26 protein-coding genes, 1 tRNA gene and 1 pseudogene are annotated in these 19,401 nt (G+C 63.7%); 1 reads left to right on the top strand and 27 read right to left on the bottom strand.

Annotation, left to right across the window (positions count from 1 at the left end):
* The 22 genes from BISU_RS12120 to BISU_RS08100 form a co-directional block, all read right to left on the bottom strand.
* Positions 1-106, bottom strand: a 106-nt coding sequence (locus BISU_RS12120) for a helix-turn-helix domain-containing protein (protein WP_156100197.1), incomplete at its 3' end; no start/stop codon positions are given.
* 44 nt (positions 107-150) lie between these two features.
* A complete protein-coding gene (locus BISU_RS08210) occupies positions 151-732 on the bottom strand; it encodes a hypothetical protein (protein WP_024464068.1) in 582 nt (193 codons plus the stop codon).
* Positions 733-755: 23 nt separating this feature from the next.
* On the bottom strand, positions 756-1,631 hold the full coding sequence (locus tag BISU_RS08205; RefSeq protein WP_233419510.1) for a lytic transglycosylase domain-containing protein: 876 nt from the start codon (positions 1,629-1,631) through the stop codon (positions 756-758).
* An 83-nt stretch (positions 1,632-1,714) separates the two neighbouring features.
* A complete protein-coding gene (locus BISU_RS13205; protein ID WP_051922011.1) occupies positions 1,715-2,515 on the bottom strand; it encodes a hypothetical protein in 801 nt (266 codons plus the stop codon).
* Positions 2,512-4,875 (bottom strand): VirB4-like conjugal transfer ATPase, CD1110 family, encoded by a 2,364-nt coding sequence (locus BISU_RS08195; protein WP_024464066.1) that lies wholly within the window; start codon positions 4,873-4,875, stop codon positions 2,512-2,514. The genes BISU_RS13205 and BISU_RS08195 overlap by 4 nt, the downstream gene beginning before the upstream one ends.
* Before the next feature lie 18 nt (positions 4,876-4,893).
* Positions 4,894-5,244, bottom strand: coding sequence for a PrgI family protein (locus BISU_RS08190; RefSeq protein WP_024464065.1), 351 nt, complete (start codon positions 5,242-5,244; stop codon positions 4,894-4,896).
* Positions 5,245-5,264: 20 nt separating this feature from the next.
* Positions 5,265-6,092, bottom strand: a complete 828-nt coding sequence (locus tag BISU_RS08185; protein WP_024464064.1) for a hypothetical protein — start codon at positions 6,090-6,092, stop codon at positions 5,265-5,267.
* 23 nt (positions 6,093-6,115) lie between these two features.
* On the bottom strand, positions 6,116-6,370 hold the full coding sequence (locus BISU_RS08180; protein WP_202805576.1) for a hypothetical protein: 255 nt from the start codon (positions 6,368-6,370) through the stop codon (positions 6,116-6,118).
* 167 nt (positions 6,371-6,537) lie between these two features.
* Positions 6,538-8,841, bottom strand: a complete 2,304-nt coding sequence (locus tag BISU_RS08175; protein ID WP_052115685.1) for a cadherin-like beta sandwich domain-containing protein — start codon at positions 8,839-8,841, stop codon at positions 6,538-6,540.
* 183 nt (positions 8,842-9,024) lie between these two features.
* A complete protein-coding gene (locus BISU_RS08170) occupies positions 9,025-9,243 on the bottom strand; it encodes a hypothetical protein (RefSeq protein WP_152599062.1) in 219 nt (72 codons plus the stop codon).
* A gap of 82 nt (positions 9,244-9,325) precedes the next feature.
* Positions 9,326-9,568 carry a hypothetical protein gene (locus BISU_RS08165; RefSeq protein ID WP_024464060.1) on the bottom strand — a complete coding sequence of 81 codons (243 nt, stop codon included), beginning with the start codon at positions 9,566-9,568 and terminating at the stop codon, positions 9,326-9,328.
* Complete coding sequence (locus tag BISU_RS08160; RefSeq protein WP_152599060.1) at positions 9,558-9,935, bottom strand: hypothetical protein; 378 nt, start codon at positions 9,933-9,935, stop codon at positions 9,558-9,560. The genes BISU_RS08165 and BISU_RS08160 overlap by 11 nt, the downstream gene beginning before the upstream one ends.
* 53 nt (positions 9,936-9,988) lie before the next feature.
* The gene (locus BISU_RS08155; protein WP_033502595.1) at positions 9,989-10,213 is read right to left on the bottom strand and encodes a ribbon-helix-helix protein; all 225 of its coding nucleotides are present in this window, start codon (positions 10,211-10,213) and stop codon (positions 9,989-9,991) included.
* A complete protein-coding gene (locus BISU_RS08150) occupies positions 10,213-10,827 on the bottom strand; it encodes a ParA family protein (RefSeq protein ID WP_033502599.1) in 615 nt (204 codons plus the stop codon). The genes BISU_RS08155 and BISU_RS08150 overlap by 1 nt, the downstream gene beginning before the upstream one ends.
* Before the next feature lie 129 nt (positions 10,828-10,956).
* Complete coding sequence (locus BISU_RS11680; protein WP_024464058.1) at positions 10,957-11,481, bottom strand: WhiB family transcriptional regulator; 525 nt, start codon at positions 11,479-11,481, stop codon at positions 10,957-10,959.
* A complete protein-coding gene (locus BISU_RS12965; RefSeq protein ID WP_051246206.1) occupies positions 11,481-12,653 on the bottom strand; it encodes a helix-turn-helix domain-containing protein in 1,173 nt (390 codons plus the stop codon). Before BISU_RS12965 ends, BISU_RS11680 begins: the two co-directional genes overlap by 1 nt.
* Positions 12,650-13,006, bottom strand: a complete 357-nt coding sequence (locus tag BISU_RS08135) for a hypothetical protein (protein WP_024464056.1) — start codon at positions 13,004-13,006, stop codon at positions 12,650-12,652. Before BISU_RS08135 ends, BISU_RS12965 begins: the two co-directional genes overlap by 4 nt.
* Before the next feature lie 187 nt (positions 13,007-13,193).
* Positions 13,194-13,373, bottom strand: a complete 180-nt coding sequence (locus BISU_RS08125) for a hypothetical protein (protein WP_024464054.1) — start codon at positions 13,371-13,373, stop codon at positions 13,194-13,196.
* A gap of 313 nt (positions 13,374-13,686) precedes the next feature.
* On the bottom strand, positions 13,687-14,082 hold the full coding sequence (locus BISU_RS08115) for a hypothetical protein (RefSeq protein WP_024464052.1): 396 nt from the start codon (positions 14,080-14,082) through the stop codon (positions 13,687-13,689).
* Positions 14,082-14,342, bottom strand: coding sequence for a hypothetical protein (locus tag BISU_RS08110; RefSeq protein WP_024464051.1), 261 nt, complete (start codon positions 14,340-14,342; stop codon positions 14,082-14,084). Before BISU_RS08110 ends, BISU_RS08115 begins: the two co-directional genes overlap by 1 nt.
* Positions 14,339-14,758: a hypothetical protein gene (locus BISU_RS12815; protein ID WP_152599034.1), complete on the bottom strand. Its 420-nt coding sequence runs from the start codon at positions 14,756-14,758 to the stop codon at positions 14,339-14,341. The genes BISU_RS08110 and BISU_RS12815 overlap by 4 nt, the downstream gene beginning before the upstream one ends.
* A gap of 172 nt (positions 14,759-14,930) precedes the next feature.
* Complete coding sequence (locus BISU_RS08100) at positions 14,931-15,140, bottom strand: hypothetical protein (RefSeq protein ID WP_033502479.1); 210 nt, start codon at positions 15,138-15,140, stop codon at positions 14,931-14,933.
* A 135-nt stretch (positions 15,141-15,275) separates the two neighbouring features.
* Between BISU_RS08100 and BISU_RS13565 the strand changes: the two genes are divergently transcribed.
* Positions 15,276-15,629 carry a helix-turn-helix domain-containing protein gene (locus BISU_RS13565; RefSeq protein WP_081672773.1) on the top strand — a complete coding sequence of 118 codons (354 nt, stop codon included), beginning with the start codon at positions 15,276-15,278 and terminating at the stop codon, positions 15,627-15,629.
* On the opposite strand, the gene BISU_RS08095 is transcribed toward BISU_RS13565, so the two are convergent.
* The 5 genes and pseudogenes from BISU_RS08095 to tsaE all read right to left on the bottom strand — a co-directional run bounded on the left by BISU_RS08095 (position 15,591) and on the right by tsaE (position 19,371).
* Positions 15,591-15,663: transfer RNA gene (locus tag BISU_RS08095), tRNA-Asn, on the bottom strand. The genes BISU_RS13565 and BISU_RS08095 overlap by 39 nt on opposite strands.
* 174 nt (positions 15,664-15,837) lie before the next feature.
* Complete coding sequence (gene tsaD / locus BISU_RS08090; RefSeq protein ID WP_024464048.1) at positions 15,838-16,881, bottom strand: tRNA (adenosine(37)-N6)-threonylcarbamoyltransferase complex transferase subunit TsaD; 1,044 nt, start codon at positions 16,879-16,881, stop codon at positions 15,838-15,840.
* A gap of 146 nt (positions 16,882-17,027) precedes the next feature.
* Positions 17,028-17,714, bottom strand: a pseudogene (gene rimI / locus BISU_RS08085) (ribosomal protein S18-alanine N-acetyltransferase); the annotation flags it as partial.
* Positions 17,714-18,676, bottom strand: a complete 963-nt coding sequence (tsaB, locus tag BISU_RS08080; protein WP_024464046.1) for a tRNA (adenosine(37)-N6)-threonylcarbamoyltransferase complex dimerization subunit type 1 TsaB — start codon at positions 18,674-18,676, stop codon at positions 17,714-17,716. The pseudogene rimI and the gene tsaB, both read right to left, overlap by 1 nt.
* Positions 18,673-19,371 (bottom strand): tRNA (adenosine(37)-N6)-threonylcarbamoyltransferase complex ATPase subunit type 1 TsaE, encoded by a 699-nt coding sequence (gene tsaE, locus BISU_RS08075; protein WP_152599057.1) that lies wholly within the window; start codon positions 19,369-19,371, stop codon positions 18,673-18,675. Before tsaE ends, tsaB begins: the two co-directional genes overlap by 4 nt.
* Positions 19,372-19,401 lie beyond the last annotated feature (30 nt).

The following is a 19,401-nucleotide window of genomic DNA, read 5'->3' as shown; positions in this document are numbered from 1 at the left end:
TCAGATACTTGCGCACCGTCGGCTCGCTGACGCCTTCGGCGCGCGCGATCGAAGCGATGGACTCGCCCTCCCTGCGCCGACGACGGATAGAATTGATTCTGGACATGTTGATCATTGCCTTTCCGGCCCTCCTCGATAGATAACGAAGCACTACCAAGGTACAGCCCGACTATGGTCAGCATGCCCCACGCCCAAACCCGAAAAAACTACCTGACCAAAACCACAAAAAACAATTGAACCAAAACACCCTTGGATGGACGTGCACCGCCAGCCGAGGGTTTCCTCCCAGTCGAATTCGAGCATCCACGGGCTTGACTGCAGGCCGGTGTTCACGCTGCACACCGCGTGCCCTACCGGCTGCTCGACGTTCAGCGCGCCGGCGAACTGCTTGGCCGGCTGCGGCTTGATGTGCGAAACGGGCACGTTCCTGCCAGTGGCATGCGCCGTGAAGTACTCGTCCAGCAGATGGCTGCGGTCCGGCGAATCGGTCACATACAGGGTGACGACCTTGGGCGCGGTCTGTTCGCACAGCCGCTGAGCGTCCCGTGTTTTGAGCGCCGGATCAGTCTTGGGCGGCTGCGGCTTCGCGCCGGCCGTCGTTCTGATGACGCTCGGCGTGGGCTCGCTCGACGCCTGGCTCATGGCGCGGCGCCCGGCCCAGCCGAGCAGGAGCAGGATTATCGTCAGTGCAATGGCGAGAAGGGCGAGCATTGTTCGGTGCTTGCGGGACATGGGAATGGTTCTCCTTGGTTGGTTCAGTGGATGAAGTCGACGCCCGAGCCCATGGCGTCGAGCTTCTGCTTGCTGATGGTCTCGACCACGACAGCCATCCATCCGGTGCCGGACTGGCTGATCACGATCGACCCGTCGGGCTTGACCTCCTCGACGATCGCGACATGCCCGTAGAGCGGATCGGAGCCGTGGACGCCGGGATGGAAGCTGATGGCGTCGCCGGGACGCGGCCCGCCGCCCATCGGGTAGCCGAGCCGTGCGGCCGTCGCGCCCCACTGGCCGCCGTTGCCCATATACGGGTCGACGGGCTTGCCGATCTGGGAGCGGCGGATAGCCGCCCACCAGGTGCACTGGAAACGCTGGTAGCTGGGCGCTGCTCCCTCGTTTGTGCCGGTCGCGGCCACGTCGACGTGGTAGCCGTCCGGACTCATCACCAGGGGCGGCTTGAGAGATCCGACGCTCGCGCCCCCGCCCTGGCCGCCGGTGCTCACGTACTTGGCCATGAGGGTGCGGATGGAGCGCACGTAATTCACCGTCTCGCTGATCTGCGGGATGCCGTGCGCAGAGTACACGTTGCCGATGCCCGCGTTGTAGGCCGCCAGCGTCAGGTCCAGCAGGTCCCCGGACACGCGGCCCGCGTCCAGCGCGCTTTTCAATTGGCCCGCCAGCCCGCACATGTAGTTGCCTTCGCTCCATATCGCGTCGATCGGGTTCATGACGTCGGCCCGGCCGTCGCCGTCGCCGTCCTTGCCGCTTGAGGCCCAGGTGCCGGGCATGAACTGGGCGATGCCCTGGGCACCGGCGGCCGACTGGGCCTGCGGGTTCCAGCCGGACTCCTGCTCGATCTGCGCGGCGATGGCCGGAGGGGTGACCGTGTCGCACACCTGGCCGGCGCGCATCACGACGTCGACGTACTTCGCGGGAACGTTCGTGAGCGAGCCGTCCGATTCGCTGACCATGCCGGGGATCCATGCCAGGATGCTCACGATGACGGCGAGCACGATCGCGACGACCGCCATGATGAGCATAAGTGGCATTGAGGCGACCGAGGCGAGCAGCGCGCCGATCTTCGCGCCGATGAACCGCACGGCGGCGTTGACCATCCTGGCCGCGCGCAATGCTCCGGCCGCGCTCTGCCGGGAAGCTCCGCGGCGCGCCGGGCCGTCCTGGCCGTCGCCGCTCCGGCGGACCTCGCCTTGGCGAACATGCTCCTGGTGCCGTTGACCGCGCGCACTCCGCCCCGATAGGCGGCCATCCCGCCCTTCGCCGTGCCTTTCACGCCGGAGACGCCTGCGCGCAATGTCTTGGGCGCCCCCTTGCGCACTGTCTGCTCCAAGGTCTTCGAGGTGACGTCGGAGACACGCGAGGAGAAGTCCTCGTGGTCCATGTCACCCTGGGATCGAATCGTGGAGCGCAGCCGGTCGGACGCCTTCAGCCCCTTATGGCCTATGTACTTGACGCCGTGGGCACTGGCCTTGACGACTCTGACGGTCTTGCCCAAAGGAGTTGCCGCCCTCTGGGAGAAGCCCGGGCCACGGCCGGCCGAACGGCCCGAGGCGGGGCCGGAGGCCGGCGTTCCGCCGCCTGGTCCGGCGGGAGCATCGGCAGGGCCGTCCGGCGCGGCGTTTCCTTCGCTGGGCGCGCCGGATGCGGACGGGCGCGTGCCGGTCGCCAGTCCGGCCGATGCGTGGTCGCTGGCCAGGCTTTCGCTGCGGGCGAGGGTCGTGCGTCTGATGAGTTTGTCGGACGCGTCGCCCCCGTTCGTGCTGATGGCCTGGATCATGCGCTTTCCCCGAATTTGGTGGTGAACATGCGGTAGATGCTCGAATCCGTGGGCATGCGCCCGTCAAATGGGATCCATGCGGAACCGACCTTGATCAGGCCCTGCCCGGCGTTCACGCCGGTGAAGAAGGCGCGCTGCTCCGGGCTCAGGCGCATGAGTTCGGAGAGCGTGTCCGCGTCCGAGGCGTTCTGGTTCATGAGCACGAGGAAATCGCTGTTGGACAGCATGAGCCGCGCCTCGTTGTTCTCGAGCAGCTCCTCGATGTTCTGGGTGATGCCGGTGACGCCCAGCCCATATTTGCGGCCGCGCTTGTAGATGTCCAGGAACTGCTTCGCCGCGTATTCGTTGCCGAAGAACCGGTGGAATTCGTCGATCCACAGCCAGGTGCGCTTGCCCGCCTGACGGTTGCGCAGCACCCGGTTCCACACCGCGTCCAGGACGACCATCATGCCGAACGTGCGCAGCTCGCCGTCCAGGCCGCTCACGTCGAAGTTGACGAAGCGGTTGTCCAGATCGACGTTCGTGTGACCGGAGAAGCCCGACAGGCTGCCTTCGGTGTACATCTCCAGTTCGAGCGCGATCTGCTCGCCCATCGGCTCGTTCAATGCGAGGAGCCGGTCGCGCAGGTCGTGCAGCGTCGGCTGCGGGCGTCCGGGATCGGACTGCAGCTCGGCGTACAGGCCGATGATGCACCGGTCCAGCAAGCCCTTGGCGGCAGGCTCCAGGCCGGTGGTGCCGCCGATGAGCGCGCCGATCATCGAGAGCACGCTGACCGACTTGGCGCGCACCGGGTTGCCGTCGCCCGCGTTGTCCAGGACGATGTCCATAGGGTTGAGCATCTGGCTGCTCGATGCGCTGATCTCGACCTCGGTGCCGTGGATCGCCTCGCACAGGGGCGTGTACTCGTGCTCCGGGTCCACCACGATCATGTCGTCGCCCGATTTGAGGAACGTGGTGAGCATCTCGAGCTTGTTCTCCTGGGATTTGCCCGACCCGGTGGTGCCCAGCGTGAACCCGTTCTGGTTCATGAGCAGCGTCCGGTCGACGACCAGCGCGTTCCCGCTGCGCGCGTTCGTCCCGTACCAGGTGCCGGTGGGCTCGAAAGCCTCCTGCGTGGTGAACGGGATCAGGATGGCGGCGCTGCTCGTGGTCAGCGTGCGCGACATGGGCAGCTGGTTCACGCCCAGCGGCAGCTCGGCCGACAGGCCCTCCAGTTGCATGTAGCTTAGTGATTCGGCAGTGCATGACTCCTGCCGGCATATCTGCAGCACGTCCTTCACGTGTCCGTCGAGCTCGTCCTCGCTGGCGGCGCTCACGCCTATCACGAGCATCGAGTCGATCAGATGCTGGTTGGAATGCTGCAGCTCGTCGCGCAATGCGGTCGCCTGCTCCTTCGAGTCAGCCAGCTCGGCCGATATCTCGTCCGCCGGCAGATGCTGCTTGATGTTGCGTCTCCGCTCGGTGACGATCTGCATATCCAGTTCGGCGACCTTGCGTTTGACCAGGTCGAGGCCGTCGCCGCGCGAATGCGGGCTGAAATGGATGCTCACCGCGATCGAGGCGCGCAGTTCGGTCAGCTTGCCGATCAGCCGGTCGGACAGTTCGGGCGGGTAGTCGCGGATCCACAGCGACCGGTGCCAGATGTCGCCGTCCTGGTTCACGAGTCTGAGCGTCTTGGGATCGGTCAGGTCGATGGCCCAGGGCGCGACGTAGTCCTTGGTGGAGGTTCTCTCGTCCTCGAACTGGCTTTCGCGGAATGCGAATGGGGCCTCGCCCCGGTATGCGGCGCTGATCATGCGCAGGCGTGCCGTCCTGTCCAGTCGGGTGACCTTGCACCCGTCGATCTGGTTGAGCTGGCTCTCCGCGCTCATCGCGAGCCGTTGCACGGCAAGCAGGCCGCGCTCCTTGTCCGGGTCCCTGACCGTGACGGTCACCAGCTTGGAGGTGACCGTGTTGCGGCTCATGGTCATGAGCTTGTCGCGCACGACCCGGTCGTAGTCCTCGCGCAGCGGGTCGAACCCGTCGCCCTTGGGCTTCAGGGAGAGCTGGTCGGCGACCAGCGCGCTGGAGAGCATGCGGTTGAGGACCAGCACCTGCAGGCGAGCCGTGGAATCGAACGTGTCCAGGAACTTGGCCCATTTGTTCAGGATCTCCATCTGGTGCTCCTCGGTGCTGATCAGATAGTTGACATCCGAGATCAGCAGGGAGATGCTCCATTCGTCGCCGCCCAGGTAGGCCACGCCGTTGGACAGGATCGCGTCGTATGGTATCAATGCCTTCACGCTCCGGTCCTTCGCCGCCTTGCGCGCCTGTTCCTCGCTCTGCTCGGCCTTCCTGGCCCGTTTCGCCTTCCTCGCCATGCTTCTCGTCCTTTCTTCCTATCGTTCCTTGATTGTCGGCTTCTTCGCGCCTTGCATGTTCGCAGCGGGCCCGTCGTGATAGATCCTGCGCTGTCCGGACCCGTACCAGCGCCACAGGTAGGGCAGGTAGCGTTCGGGCTTCATGCCCTTGGGCCGCCACCACCCGTATGCGGCGAACGGGATGCACACCGCGAGCACGATGATCTGCCCGATGTCGTCCTGGTGCAGGAGCAGCGAGCACACGGCCCACGAGCCTCCGCCCAGCACGGCCATGCCCGTCGCCGCGGCCCACTGCCGCCATGTCATGCCCGCCATGACCTTGGGCTCCACCGAATTCAGTTCCTTGTAAACCGGCATCTGCAATGCCATGATGTCTTCCCCCTTTACGGCTATTCGCCGAATATTGCCTTGGCGACCTTGTTGCTCAGGGCGACCACGGCTATCAGCAGCACGCTCGCCAGGATGAGCTGGCCGAAGTTCTCGATGATCCAGCCGCTGAGCGCCTGCCCGTCGGCCAGCTTGCCCGGATGGTTCACGTCCAGGTGCTGGTAGAAGGCCACGCTCAGGAAAAGGATCACGGTCTGGAACACGGTCTCCGTGTACCGTTTGAAGTACCCGATGCCCCAGGCCCGTGTGTGCTCGTTGCCCAGGAAGGCGACGGGCATCGATGAGAAGCCGGCCATCAGGTAGAGCTGGATGAAGCGCAGGTAGACCACGACCGTGACCACGATGCCCGCGACCTTGCTCACCAGAAACGGCAGGAGCAGGAGCAGCATCGCCAGCCCGGTGTCCAGGGGGTTGAGGTGCTGGTCGCCGATCATGTCGCCCAGGTTTCCGGGCCCTCCTCCCGTGGTGACGGACGTGGCCGCGTCGACCGTGCCCATGGCCCAGTCGCCGATGCTGTTGATCGTCTGCAGGATCAGGCTCGCGTTCTGCGCGAACGCAAGGATTATCGCGCATTGGATCATCGTGATCCCGATCAGCTTCACGCCGGTCTGCCGGTCGCCCTCGGCTCGGTTGGCGGCGTTGATGAGCTGCAGCACCAGCACGACGGAGAGGACCGCCGAGGCGATGGGCTTGCCCACGTTCGATGCGATCGTGTCCGACAGGCTGTACAGGGTCGAGTTGAATTCGGCCGGCGACTGCTTCATGGTCGACAGGATGCCCGAGTCCACGCCGCTGCCGATCGCGTTGAGCATGTCCTTGACCCAGTCCATTGATCGCCTCCTTCGGTTAGGGCTCAGGACAGGCTGATGGTGCTCAGCAGCACGCCGCAGGCGACCACCAGCGCGCCGCCGCCGATCTGCAGGATGCCGCCCGTGATGGCGGGACCGTTGTGGTCCTTGAGGTTTGTGCCCACGGTGACGCCGCCGAACACGATCAGCACGACGCCGCCTAGGTACAGGGCCTTGTTCAGCAGGTCGATGAGGGAGGTGAGCATCGGGGTGCTCAGGCTCGCGGCCTCGACGGCGGAAAGAACAGCGTAAGGGAACATGATTGATGGCCTTTCGAAATAGTGTTCGGATTGGTTTGCCCGCCTATTCTCAGGCCGCAGCCGAGGCTCAGCGCCCGCCCTCTGCACGGCCCGGCCGGGCATGCAAAAGCGCCCGCCATCCCAGTGGGACGACGGGCGCTTCGATGTAGCGCGACGCTGGAAGCCGCTCACTCCTCCTTGCCGGAGCGGCGGCGGCGCAGAACGCCGACGCCCAGCAGCAGCAGACCTATGATCGTGCCGCCGATCGCGGCGAACAGGGGCAGGCGGACGTTCGAGCCGGTGTTTGCCAGCTCGGCGCCTTGCACGGCTCCGTTCTCGCCCGCGCCGATCGCGGCGACGTGCACGCGCACCGTGTAGGTCTCGCGGGTCAGCCCGTCGGCGCTCACGGCGGTGATCACCGCCTGGGCATGCTCCTTGTGGATGGTGATGCTCATGCCGCTGGTCTTGTCGAATGTGGCGTTGACGGTCCAGTGGTCCAGGGTCTCGACCGTGGCGTCGTACTCGTGCCTGGACGGGTCGAACCCGCTGATCTCCTTGTTGTCGACCAGGATGCCGGTCACGCTCACCCGGTGGGTGGCCTCGGTCAGGTAGGTGACCGTGTACGTGTGCCGGGCGAATGTGACGCCGTCGGGGGCGAGGATCGAGAGCGTGTACTCGTAGCGCATCTGCGCGATCTTGCGCACGGACGCGGCGATCGTCTGGCCCGCGTAGGAGGAGTAGGCGAACGTGCCGCCCTCCTCGATCACGTAGTCGTTCGCGTTCGCCGTGTGGTATGCGCCCTTGGCGTCGATCCAGCCGTGCGATTCCACGTCCGTCTCCTTGTCGCTCTTCGCCGCGCTGGTGCCTCCCGTGTCCTTGGGGTCCTTGGGCTGGAAGCCTTCGGCGGCGGTCGGCGCGTGGTCGCGCACGACGGTGACCGTGTACACGCGGTGCTCGCCGTTCGCGGCGGTCACGTTCCAGGTCTGGCGCACCGCGTACGCGGTCTGCGTCACGTCGGCGGCGCTCACGCTGACCCCGTCGCCCGCTTCGGGCAGCACGTAGACGCTGGGCGCGTCGGCGGCTATCCGGATCGTGTAGTCCAGCACGTCGGGGTTCCAGCCGTCGATCAGCGCGCCCTTGGCGGTCGTGCCGTCGCGGTTCACGTAGATGCCCGCTAGGCGGGCGGCTGAGTTGGAGGCGTCAGGCGTCGGGGGCGCGAAGCGCACCGTGACCCGGTAGGTCACGCCGTCCAGCGTGATGCCCAGGATCCTCGACCCGTCGCCGCCCAGGCCGGGGCGGACGGGATCGCCTTCGGTCACTGACGCGCTGTCGCCCGCGGCGCTCGTGTAGCCCAGGGCGAACTGGCTGGTCATCGACCCGTAGGGCAGCGTCAGCGAGTATTCGAGGCTCGCGGGGTTGAACCCGTCGACCGGATGCTGGCTCTCAGCGCCGTCGGCCGTGCGCTCCAGGACGCTCAGTGAGGCGACCTTCCCCTCGGTGCGGCTGGCGACCAGGCTCACCGACCAGGCCTGCTCGACGCCGTTGATGCTCAGCGTGCCGCTTGCGGTGCCGGTGCGCGTGTAGGTGCGGGCCGTGTCCGTGTCGTGCACGTCCACCGCGCCGTCCCAGGTGATCGGGATGCTCTCGCCGTTCACCTGGATGGCTTGCGTGGCCGGTTTGTTGGCCTTGTCCAGGCTGGCCGTCATGGCCGCCTGCACGCTCAGGCCCGACGGCTGCCAGGTGACCGGGTCGCCCTGCGGGTTGAGCACCTCGATGGGCGAGCCGGCCTGGTAGTCGTAGGGCTGCGAGAACGCGAGGGGTCGGTTCCCGTTGCCGCTCGCGCCCGTGTAGTCGCGCGCGCCCTGGTAGCGGATGACGCCCAGATCCGTGGACACGGGGTCGGCCGGCTTGCCCGACGCCTGCAGTTCGACGGGCTTGAGGGCCGTGTCGTTGCTGGATGCCGTCACGCTGGCTGCCGGCTCATGGTCGAGCGGGCCGGCGGTGCCGGCGTACTGCGACCCGTCCCACGCCAGTGCCGTGCCGTCCGCGCTCCATGCGATCGCGGTGAGCGCCTGCAATGCCTGGTCCAGGGCGCTCTGCGCCTGGCCGGTCGCCTGTTCGTCGGCCGAGGGGTCCAATGCCTCGGCCTTGCCCAGCGCGTCGCGCAGCGCGTCGAGCGTCGCCTTGGTGTAGTCGTCCGTCTTGTGCTCCAGCGTGTCGTGAGCCTGCGCGATCAGATCCGCCAGGCTGGCGCTTGCGGCTGGTGGCGTCGCGTCCCCGGCCGGCGCGGGGCTCGGCCCGGCGTCGCTTGGGGCGGGCGTCGGCTCCTGGTCCTTCGTCTGCTTCTTCGCTTGCGTTTGCGTCTGTTGCTGCTGCGGTTTCGTGGCCGTGTCGGCCATCGCGATCGCCGGCGAGGCCGACAGTCCCGACAGCAGCACGGCCGACGCCGCCAGCCCGGCCAGAAGCCGGGTTCTGTGCGTTCCCATCTGCATGGTTCCTTCCTCATTCCGCCCGCCCCGGTGGCCGACGGACACGCAGCCCATTGTCAGACCCGGCCGGCGGGCCAGCGCCCGCCCCAAGAGCGCGCGGCGAAGCGATGAAGGAAAGCATGCAGTCATGCATGCCAGCAAGCCAGCAATCAGACAAGCATAGCGAACAGCGGGATCGCCAGCCAGTCATAGAACGTCATGCGCTATCACTCCTTCTTCAATGGAGCGAGCAGCTTCCAGCGTCTCGACAGCGTCGAGGTAGGTGCCGTCGTCACGCTGGATGGCGACCAGATAGCGGACGTTGCCGTCGACTACGGTGCCGCTGTGCTGGACGATAAGAGTGCCTTTGTGGGGGTAGCCATCCTTGGTCACGTAGCGGATCGGATGTTCCCCGCTCTCGCTCAATGCCGACGTGACGCTCCTCTTTCCCCTTCGCGCAATGCAGGCGATGTCGAGCAGCCCGAAGCGGTGCCGCACTATCCATCTCCTACGCCGTCAGATGCCAACTGAAGCAGACGTAGGCCGCGCAAGCGGGGACAAGAGCGATGAAAAGGATTCGCCGGCCAATGTCAAGCCACCCGACGAGATAGAGCACGCTCCCCGCAAACGCTATGGCAATCGCCGCAATGGAGGTCGCTTTCAACGCGGCATTGCCGCGGCGGGCCTCGGGCGCTTTCTCCCAGCCAATCAGGTCGATTACGTTCTGCTCATTCATTTCATCATCGTTCATTATTCTTCTCCGTTCCATTTGATGGATTGCATACTTGCTGGCGGGCATAACTGCCTGACAGATTCTCAGCCCAGTCCAGCTCGCGGTACAGCCGGCGTGGCAGCTCCTTGACGCCAAACAGCGCGCCTCCGTGGTATGGCACCGGAATCGTCTCAGTCAGATCAAGGACGTTATGGGAGGGGACGAAAGCCACGATATCGCCGGGCCGTGCAGCGCTAGACTGCCGCGTGAACACAAGACGGTCGCGCTTCCGCATCCCTCGACGGCGGATATAGGCGCAGCCTTCTTTCACATGCCATTCATCGACGATGCCGATATGCCATCCACCCAGCCTCAACGCCCACAGCAATTTGTCGAATACCGCCACGATTCCTCCGTTCGCCTGACTGCCTGACTGCTGGCTTGCATGATTGTCTGCTTTCATGATTTCCTCGGTTCGAGCCATTCGATCAGGGCCTGCTCTCCGGCCTGCTCCATCGTCAGGCCCTGCCCGACGCACGCGGCCTTGAACCGCGTCCTGAGATCGGGCGGCACACGCAGGGAAAGCATCACCCTTCCCGATTCCGCGGCCGGCCTGCTGCCAGACATGACCGCGTCGATCGGCGCGCTGGAGCGCTGCAATGGCTTGTAGTTCCCTCCCTGCATCAGCGCTCCGCCCTTCCGCCGCTCAGGTCCTTCGCAATGGCCACTAGTTCGGTGAGCAGGTCGCGATACTCGTACAATCGATGAGGCCTGGAACCCAAGGCCTTTTTGATCGCCTGCCGTTTGGGGATGATCGTATCAAACCGGGGCGTGTTCGCCTCGGCCAGCGCATTAATCGTCTGCCGGTACGCGGTCGTGTGCGGCTCGGCGCGCACCACCAGCACCGCAGCCGGCCGCGAGGCCCGCGCCTCATCCATCATCGCCCAGGCCTGCTGCAGATCCATCGGACTGTCGCTCGTGGGAATCAGTACGAAATCAGACGCCTCGATGGCAGCCTGCAGCAGCTTGCCCTGCGGAGGAGCGTCCACGATCTGCCATGCTTCGGGGCTCTCGCCCCGGCCCAAACGGGACAGGGTGCTCAGATTCGCCGGACGTACCTCGAATCCCAGCTCCTCGCCGTTGTCGCGGGCCGCGTCCGCCCAAAGTGAGGCGCTGGACTGAGGATCCGCGTCATACACTATTGCCGAGCCGCCGCGATGCACAATCGCCTCCGCCACATAAATCGAGCTCGTGGTCTTGGCGACCCCGCCCTTGATATTCGCTACTGCCAGTTTCATCGTTCTCTCCATTTCGTTTGCCTGTTCGTATGCTTGTCTGATTGCTGGCTTGCTTGGTTGACTGATTGTCTGAATGCTTGCAATATGGCAAGCCTCCTTTCCTGCTTGCAGATCTATAAGGAATTCCGGCTATTGGAATAGGGCGGGAACATCGCCCGCCGTCTGTGCGGACGCCCGGTTGGCCGGCACGCTGCGCCTGCGCTGCGCGCGGCGACGCGCCTGCTTGAGCCGGTGGTCCTCGCTCTCGACCCGTTTGAGTGCCTCGGGATGCTTGCGCAGCCAGTCCCTGAACGCCTGGATCCGGGCATCGAGGTCCTCGCCGGAGCGCGAGTACACCGTCACGCCGTCCGATTCGGCCATGTTGCCCAGGGCGCGGCGCTGATTGCGCCGGAAGCCGCCGAATAGGCCGTACTGGATGCCGCCGGCGGTCGCGTCCGCCAGGCATTCCAAGCGCACCGGGCACGACTCGCAGATCCTGCGAGCCATCGTCCGGGGCACCGGGTCCACGGGGTCATCGCCGGCAGCGTCCTCGAACGTCCACATCCGGTCAGCCCATACGGGGCTCGCCGCGTAGAACCGAGCGCATTCGGCACGCTCGCGCCAATCGCCCACAGCCGCAGGCCGCGTGCGACGGAAGCCACTGGAATCAGCCATCACGCGCCTCCTTCCGCAGGGCGCAGATTGCCGGCGAAGTGATATCCGCCATCGATGACGGCGGCCTGCTGTTCGGCCGGCGGCGCGTCCTCGCACTGATGGCCGGCCTGCCAGTTGGCGATGATCCGCGCGTCTGGCAGACCGGCCTTCAGTCCGGCCACGACGTGGCGCTTGGCGGCCGGGTAGCGCCCGTCGTCGAAGTCCATGCGCTTCAGCACGCCCATGATGACCGCCTCGGTCGGCATGCGGCCGAACGAGGATTCCGCGCCCGGCTTGCCCGGCTTGCCGGGGCGTGAGCGCTGCAGCGCGATCTGGGCCCAGTTGCGTTTGAGGGCCACCAGGGTCAGCACGTTGCTGCGCCAGAACGGGTCGGACATGGCCCAGGATGCCACGGCCAGCACCTCGCCCGGCGGATGGCCGTCCAGCAGCGCGCAAGCCGCGGCCAGGTCGGCGGCGTGCCCCCTGGCGCTTCGGGGCGGAGCCTCGAGCCCGTGCTCGACGAGCAGGGCGGCAAACATGCGGTTGAGCTCGCGCGCCGATTCGCTCGGCCCGCCCTGATCCTCCGCCTGGCGCGCGCTTCCCCCGTGGGGGGACCGTGAGGGGGTATTTGTTAGATTATTTGTTTCCTTATAAGACCTGCCACTGGTGGCAGTGCCGGTCATGTCACTGGCGGCAGGCCCGGGAGTGTTTCCAGTGACAGCACTGCCATTTTGACAGGTCTGGGAATCGTTGGAATTCTGCGGTTTTCCAGCACTGCCATTTTGGCAGGTCTGGAGCCCGGGATCCTCCGCAGGCTCCTGCCCGCTGGCGCGATTCGCGCGTTCCTGCCTGGCTTGCGATCCCGGCTTCTGGGCGACCGGTTCGAGCGTAACGCCTATGCAGCACTCCCACACGACAGGCCGGTACTGCGGCACCAAGTATTGGCCATGCTCATCGCGCTGCGCGAGATCCTGGTTCCCGCGCCGGATGGCGCCCGACTCCTCCAGTTCGCTCAGGGAGCGGCGCACCGTGCGTTCGGAGCAATGCGCCTCGGCCATCAGCGTCTTAATCGTCGGCCACGCCGACCGGCCATCCGGCTGGCACCTGTCAGCCAGGGCAATGAGAATCAGGCGAGCCGATGCGCTCGGGCACGAAGCCTCGCGCAGCGCCCATGACGTGCATTGCCAGCTCATAGCATTGCCTCCTTCGCGTGCCTGTCGGGCAAAGGCTCCCTGCCTGGCAGCAGGTGCCAGTTCTCCTCCTGCAGATCGGAGTCCCCGCCGCATCCCGGCCAGCCCCACATCGGCCGACCGCGGCATTCCAGGTACTTCTTTCTGATCAGGGCCGAGAGGACTTCTCGCACCTTGGCCTCGTTCAGGGCGAGCTCGCCGGCGATGTCGGACACGCTCGCCCTGACCTCAAGACGGCCGGGCGACGCGAAATGCGCCAGGAACACCAGCACGACCTGCGCAGGCGGTTCCACGTCATACGCACGCCACGCCCACTGGGCCACATCCGCGTAGCGCATAGGATCCACAACCTTCATCGCGCACCTCCTAGCCATAGGCAAATCCAGACGAGTATGATGCCGGCCACGAGCGCTATGAGCACGAAACCCATAAAATTTTCATCTTCGCTGCGCCTTCCGCACAGGAAGTAAGCCACTACACCGAAAATGACCAGGCACAGCAGCGGAGAGAGCAATACAATCAGCGGCTCGAGAAATCCACTCATCACGCGCCCCCGAAGTGCCGTAGGAAAATCAAGGCGAGTATGGTGCTGATCACGAGCGCTATGAGCAAGGCGTCAATAGAATTTGCTTCTTCCGAGGACAGACAGTCGCGGCGCAACGCCAAAACAGCGCGAACAACGAGCAGTATCAGCAGCGTAGACAAGAGAATCAACGCGATCATCGTGTGCCTCCCGCCAGCGTGTGTGCGCCTGTGCTCTCGCGCACTTCGTCCAGGCCCAGGGGCTGGATGCTGCCAGCCTGACGGCCCTGCCGGTACGCGGGACTGGTCAGTGCAGCTCATCGCACACCTCCAAACCAGTCGAGAACGAGCGGAGCCCCACTCACCAGAGCCAGGTCCAGGAGCAGACCGAACAAGAGCCATAGCCGCGCGTAGTCCGCAGGCCCGTCATCACCCGAATCTCTGCCTCTGTACGCCCTCAACAAAGCACCGAGGACAAGCGCCGCCAGCACCACAATCAAGACAATCCGCAAGATCATTGCGCGTCCCCTTCCGGAATGCCGCCGCGCAGCGTGCGCTCACGCTCGGCCCGAATATCCGCATCCATGCTCAGCGCCTCAGTCAGGGAGTCACGCAGCGCCCTGGCCTGAGCCTCGTCCAGCGTCACCACCTGCCCGCGCAGCCCGTAGGCCGACTCGTCCCGGACACGCACCTCGAAGAATCCCTGCACGACCCGCGCCGCAACCATGCTCAACATTCCGACCGCCTCCCCGCCGCCGTCAGCCGGCGCAATGCGCCGACCCATCACCTGCGGCACGCCGATAACCGTGCTCACATAGCAGTCCATCGACCCGTCAGCAGCGCTGGCCGCCAACACCTGCTCGTCCGTCCTGCTCAAGCGCTTGAGCAGGCGTGAAACCGTTGACTCCATCACTTGGCCCCCTTATCGAGATCAGCCATCTCAGGCGAGACGATCAGCTCATGAGCCAGGAAGGCGAGCGTCGAGACCATGGCGAAGAATCCGCCGGCCACGACACACAGCAGGTACGAGGGATGCCAGACGCCAGCCAGACCAATCAGGAAATACAGCAGGAAGCCAATCCCCGCATACACGCCCAGGGACATCGCCAGCACTCCCAGCCAGAACAGCACGCCACGAAGCAGCGCGAAACGAGAAGAAACATTTTTCATCGGGCACCTCCGAAACCAGCGACGGAGCAACCCAGCTCAGCCTTGAGAAAATCCCGCGACGCCTGCAAATCACGCAGGAAAACCACCAGAAGAATGGAACATGCCGCCAGGCCGAAAGCCGCAACGGCCAGCACAGCCAGAAAGAGCAGCCCATGAGAGGCGAACGGCACGAGAATAATCAGCGCCAAAACCATGAGCAGGCCGGTGGTCACAGCCATCCCCACGAGGCGCGCATACCGATCCACTCGGCCCAGCCAGTAGGCAGCCTCACTTACGGCCTTCCGAGCAGAGCAATTCGCGGGATGCTGCGCCATAGCGCGGCGCCGGGCAAGCTCCGACGAAGAAACGTGCAGGGGCGGGCGCTGCGAACCCATAAAGCTCGTATTGTTGTTATTACGCACTTCGGGCAACGCCAAGGTGCACCTGTTAAAGTTAGACATCGCAATGACCTCTTTAATGGGAGACAAAACGGAAGATGCTCGCAAAAGTTCAGTCGTTTTGACTCCACGTCGTTGTATCGCCGTTCTCAGTGGTCCTAACACTGAGAACGGCATTTCTTTTCACAAAAAAGAAGATGAAAACACCTTCCTATTCGACCAACTCCTTTCCGTATGGATCACTCGAAAAACCCAATACAAAATCAGCAGATAAACCAAAAAGCCGATATAGTTCGAGCAGGTCTGTTTGCTGCCATGCGGTTTTCATGTTGATTTTCGCGCTAACGTTTGCAGCAGATTGATTTAGATCCGTTGCAAGCATTTTGTTGGTGATGCCCTGTTCGAGCAACCATCGCTTCATATTCGACACTAGTTACCGCCTAAATTGATGTATTTCAGTTTAACTGAATTCAGTCTAGCATTCAGTTTGACTGAATGCAAATCAGCGGTCTAGAATAAGAACAATCAAGACGAATGAAATTAGAAAGGCAGAAAGATGACTTTGGCAGTGGCAACGAAAAGTACGCACGTTAAAGAATATGAAGAAACAATCTCACGTAACGTGAAGTTGTATCTTTCCATGCGTGGCATGCCTCAATCTTCACTAGCGGAGCCCCTTGGAATAAGGCAGAGCTCAGTATCTATGAAGATGAAGGGCAATACGGCTTGGTCCGTTGCAGATGTGGTTAATGCAGCAGACTTCTTGGGCGTGCTGCCCGAAGATCTGCTGGACGACAGTGTGTTACGAAGTGCCCAGGCTAAGTATGGCGTAGATATGAAAAAGGCCGCCGGGGGACCGGCGGCCGTGAAGCTCCCGCAGCTGGGCTTGAACCAGCGACATTTCGATTAACAGTCGAACGCTCTGCCAACTGAGCTATGCGGGAATGCTCGCTTGTGCTTAGTTTTTGCGCCGCGCACAAGACATTTATTCTATACATAAATCACAATGATGCAACTTGTCGGTCACACGGCGTGTCGCTTGCTGCCAACCGCAGACCACGCGGATCGTATTCCAGATTCCGCATCCCACTCCATCGCATTCCACTCCATCGCATGCCTCACACGCTGATGACATCCATGGGCATGGACGAATCGATGGGGAAATCAGGTGCGGAAGGAGCTACGCCCGCCTCAACGAGGTTGACGCCGAGCATGGCGACCATCGCTCCGTTGTCGGTGCACAGTTTCAGCTGCGGTATGCGCACGTCGATGCCATGCTCGGTCCCGACTTCGAGCAGCTTGGCGCGCAGCTGCGAGTTCGCAGAGAACCCGCCGCCTACAATCAGCGTGCCGGAGCCGTACTGCTCGCAGCCGCGAATCGCCTTATTCGCCAGCACGGTGGCGACCGAATCGGCCAGGGACGCGCACACGTCGTCTACTGGAATCTCGCGCCCTGCATCCTGTTGCTGCTCGATCCAACGGGCCACGGCGGTTTTGACGCCGGAGAAGCTGAAATCGTATGGATGCTCACGCCCCGACCTGCCTTGCGTCAGGCCTTGCGGCACCTTAATGGCCTTGGGGTCGCCGCTTTGTGCATGTTTGTCGATGTGCGGGCCGCCTGGGTAGGGGAAGCCGATCAGCCGGGCTACTTTGTCGAAGCACTCCCCCGCCGCGTCGTCCAGCGTGGTGCCTACCACATCCACATGCCGCGCTACATCAGCGACGTGCAGCAGCGAGGTATGCCCGCCCGAAACAATCAGCGCGAGCACATCGGGCGGGAAATTTCCGAATTGCAGCTGCGTTACAGCAATATGCCCGATGACGTGGTTGATGCCGTAGATCGGCTTGTGTGCAGCCCACGCCAGCGCCTTGGCACCCGACACGCCCACCGCGAGGCACCCGGCGAGGCCAGGGCCTGCGGATACGGCGATCGCATCAATATCCGACAATGTCATATCAGCATCGGCCAGCGCCTTGGAGACGACCGGCACGAGGGCTTCGGCGTGCGCACGTGAGGCGATTTCAGGAATCACGCCGCCGTAGCGCGCATGCTCGTCCATCGAGGAGGCCACGACGTTGGAGACCAGCGTGCGGCCCTGCACGACGGCCGCAGCCGTTTCGTCGCATGTGGACTCGATGCCCAGCACCACGGGTTCGCTCATCGTTCTTCCTCTTTCTGCGTTTGGTCTATTGCAAGCCGGTTCGTTTTTCGGTTCATCGTGCGCACGCTGATTGCGGTTGCTGCCATCGCTTGCTCTGTGGCTCTGCAACTATCAAGGTTGCCGCGGCTGCCGGGCATGATGTTCCCGATGCTATCCGCATTCACATGTGCTGACTGCATCGTTTGGAATCCCACGATAGGCGGCCGTAGCTCTAAGCTCATCGTATATGCGTCAATATTTTCAGGTTGATAGTAACGTCTCCGCAAGCCTAGTCTTGTGAATCCGAGCCGACGATACAGCGACAAGGCTGGTTCATTGTCGACGCGGACTTCGAGCAGCATGCGCTGAGCACCTCGCTTGCGTGCATCATCGATCAACCAGCAGAGCATGGCGCGGGCGATGCCTTGCCGTTGGTATGCTTCGCCTACCCCAATGGTCATGAGTTCGGCATCGTCGCCGTCATACCAGTAGCCTGCGTAGCCGCGAATGGTCGGGAGTGCGGGCGCCCGCACGCCAGCCCTTGCCAGCACCGCCGGTGCTGGCTGCGAAGTCGATGCTATGACCTGCTCTGTCGGCGTCGGCGTGCTTTGCCCAGCGTCCGCAGCAGCTACCGCCGTGTCTATAGCGTTGTGCAACTCTGCGTCTGAGACATCTGCCATCGTCATGGGCACAGCTTCATCAGGAATATCAATGATATAGGTGCGAGCGGGGGCACTCAGCTCTTCGCGCACGGCTTTCTCGCTCCATGCGCCGCGTCCGAACAGTTTGCGTTCCAGCTGCGCGATGCGCCCTATTACCGTATCGCGGTCGAACGCATCGATATCGGCTATCATCACTCGGCCCTGTCGGCACCGGCATGGTGGAGCACATGCTTGAGCGGGCTGGGCACCGAGACGTCCGGGCGGCGCAGATACAGCGGCTCAATCGCGTCAGTCGGGGAAATCGCACGGTTATTCGTATAGGAATCTGCGAGTGCGCCACCATCGGCATTGCCATCGCTGCCGGTCTGCGTCATCCCCCTGTTCGCATGAGCATGCTCGGCATACCATGTCAAGCCCTGCGACCCCATGTCCAGCACGGAGGCATCAAGCACTACGCCAAGCTGCGACAGCGTTGACCAGCTTTCGGCGTATTTTGCAGCGCCATGACCGACGACGTCGACCACCGTATGCGTGCCCGAAAGACTATCGTGCTGCGCGATGGCCGCATTGACCCGCTCGGCGATGCGCTGCGGATAGTCGATATCCATGTCGATCAGCACCTTGTGGTTGCCATAGCCATTGCCATGCGATTGGCCGGATGAAGCGTCGTCAGCATCGGCTATCAGTGTGAAATACAGCTGCTTGCGACGGGCATCGTTGACGGCCAGCGTCACATGCGAGACGGCTGTCGGCTTTGCCGGAGACTCGGTCGTTTCGTCTCGCACGCCTGAGGCTTCAGAGATCCTGGCGACTCCAACGGATTCGGGGAACGGGAATTCGCCGCGATGGTATGCGGCCATCATACTTGCCTGCGCACTCAATGCATCCTGGCCGAGCAGCTCGGCGCCCGTCGAGAAGGCGAGCGCCTTGGCCGTTACGATGCCTGCGCGCAATCCGGTGAACGGAGCCGGTCCTATTCCCACGACGATGCGCTCGATATCGGACGAGTGCAGCCCCGCTTCCTCGATTGCATCGGCGATGTCGACCTGCAGACGTTCCACATGAGTGCGCGAATCACGTTCGACAACAGGCTCATGGCCGACGACGCCCACTGTCGAACCGTACGAGGTGTCGATCACCAAAGTATTCGTCATAGCCGTTCCTTCATAGCACCCGTGGCATTGCCACCGACGAGCGTACAACCGGCACTGGAACGCGTGAAACCGTCAATCGCAACGCCGATTCCTTCGGCATTCCAGCGTTCGCCGACCGGCGTGAGCGTGACAGCACGCTCGCCATTCTCGCTCAGCTCCTGCGAATCCGCAGGATTTCGGCGTTCCGCGGCATCGGCGGGATATGAATCCGCACTTGACTCTGCGCCGTTGCCGCGTTCGATATGGATTTCCAAGCGTTCCGGTGCCAGCGCTGCGACCATCTGCTCGCCCCACTCCATGAGCACCACCGTACGCTCGCCCGGATCTTCAAGCTCCTCGTCGAGCCCCAGCGATTCCAGCTCGTCCAGCAGCGCGTCGACGCTGTTCTGGCCGGGGGCGAAGCTCGCGCCGCCGAGGCGATACGCATCGACATGCACGCAGTGCGCCGCGCTGCCATCGGCGAAATGGCCCTCCATTTCGCGGGCGATGGTGAAGGTCGGCGACACGACGGGCCCCGTTACGCCCAAACCTGCGCCGAAGCCCTGCGCAAAAGTTGTTTTGCCGGCGCCCAACGGCCCGGACAGCAATATGACATCGCCGCCGTGCGTCATGCCAGCGACGTATTGCCCCAGTGCCCGCATGCTTTCGGGCGTGGGGACCCGGAGCGTTATGGGCTGAGATTCACCACCGTCCATATCCATGGCGTCCTTGTCGTTCGCTTCAAC

The organism is Bifidobacterium subtile (genome assembly GCF_000741775.1).
In the GTDB taxonomy this organism is placed as follows: Bacteria; Actinomycetota; Actinomycetes; order Actinomycetales; family Bifidobacteriaceae; genus Bifidobacterium; species Bifidobacterium subtile.
The sequence above is the reverse complement of the archived record's forward strand: the minus strand, read 5'-3'. Positions and strand labels throughout refer to the sequence as shown.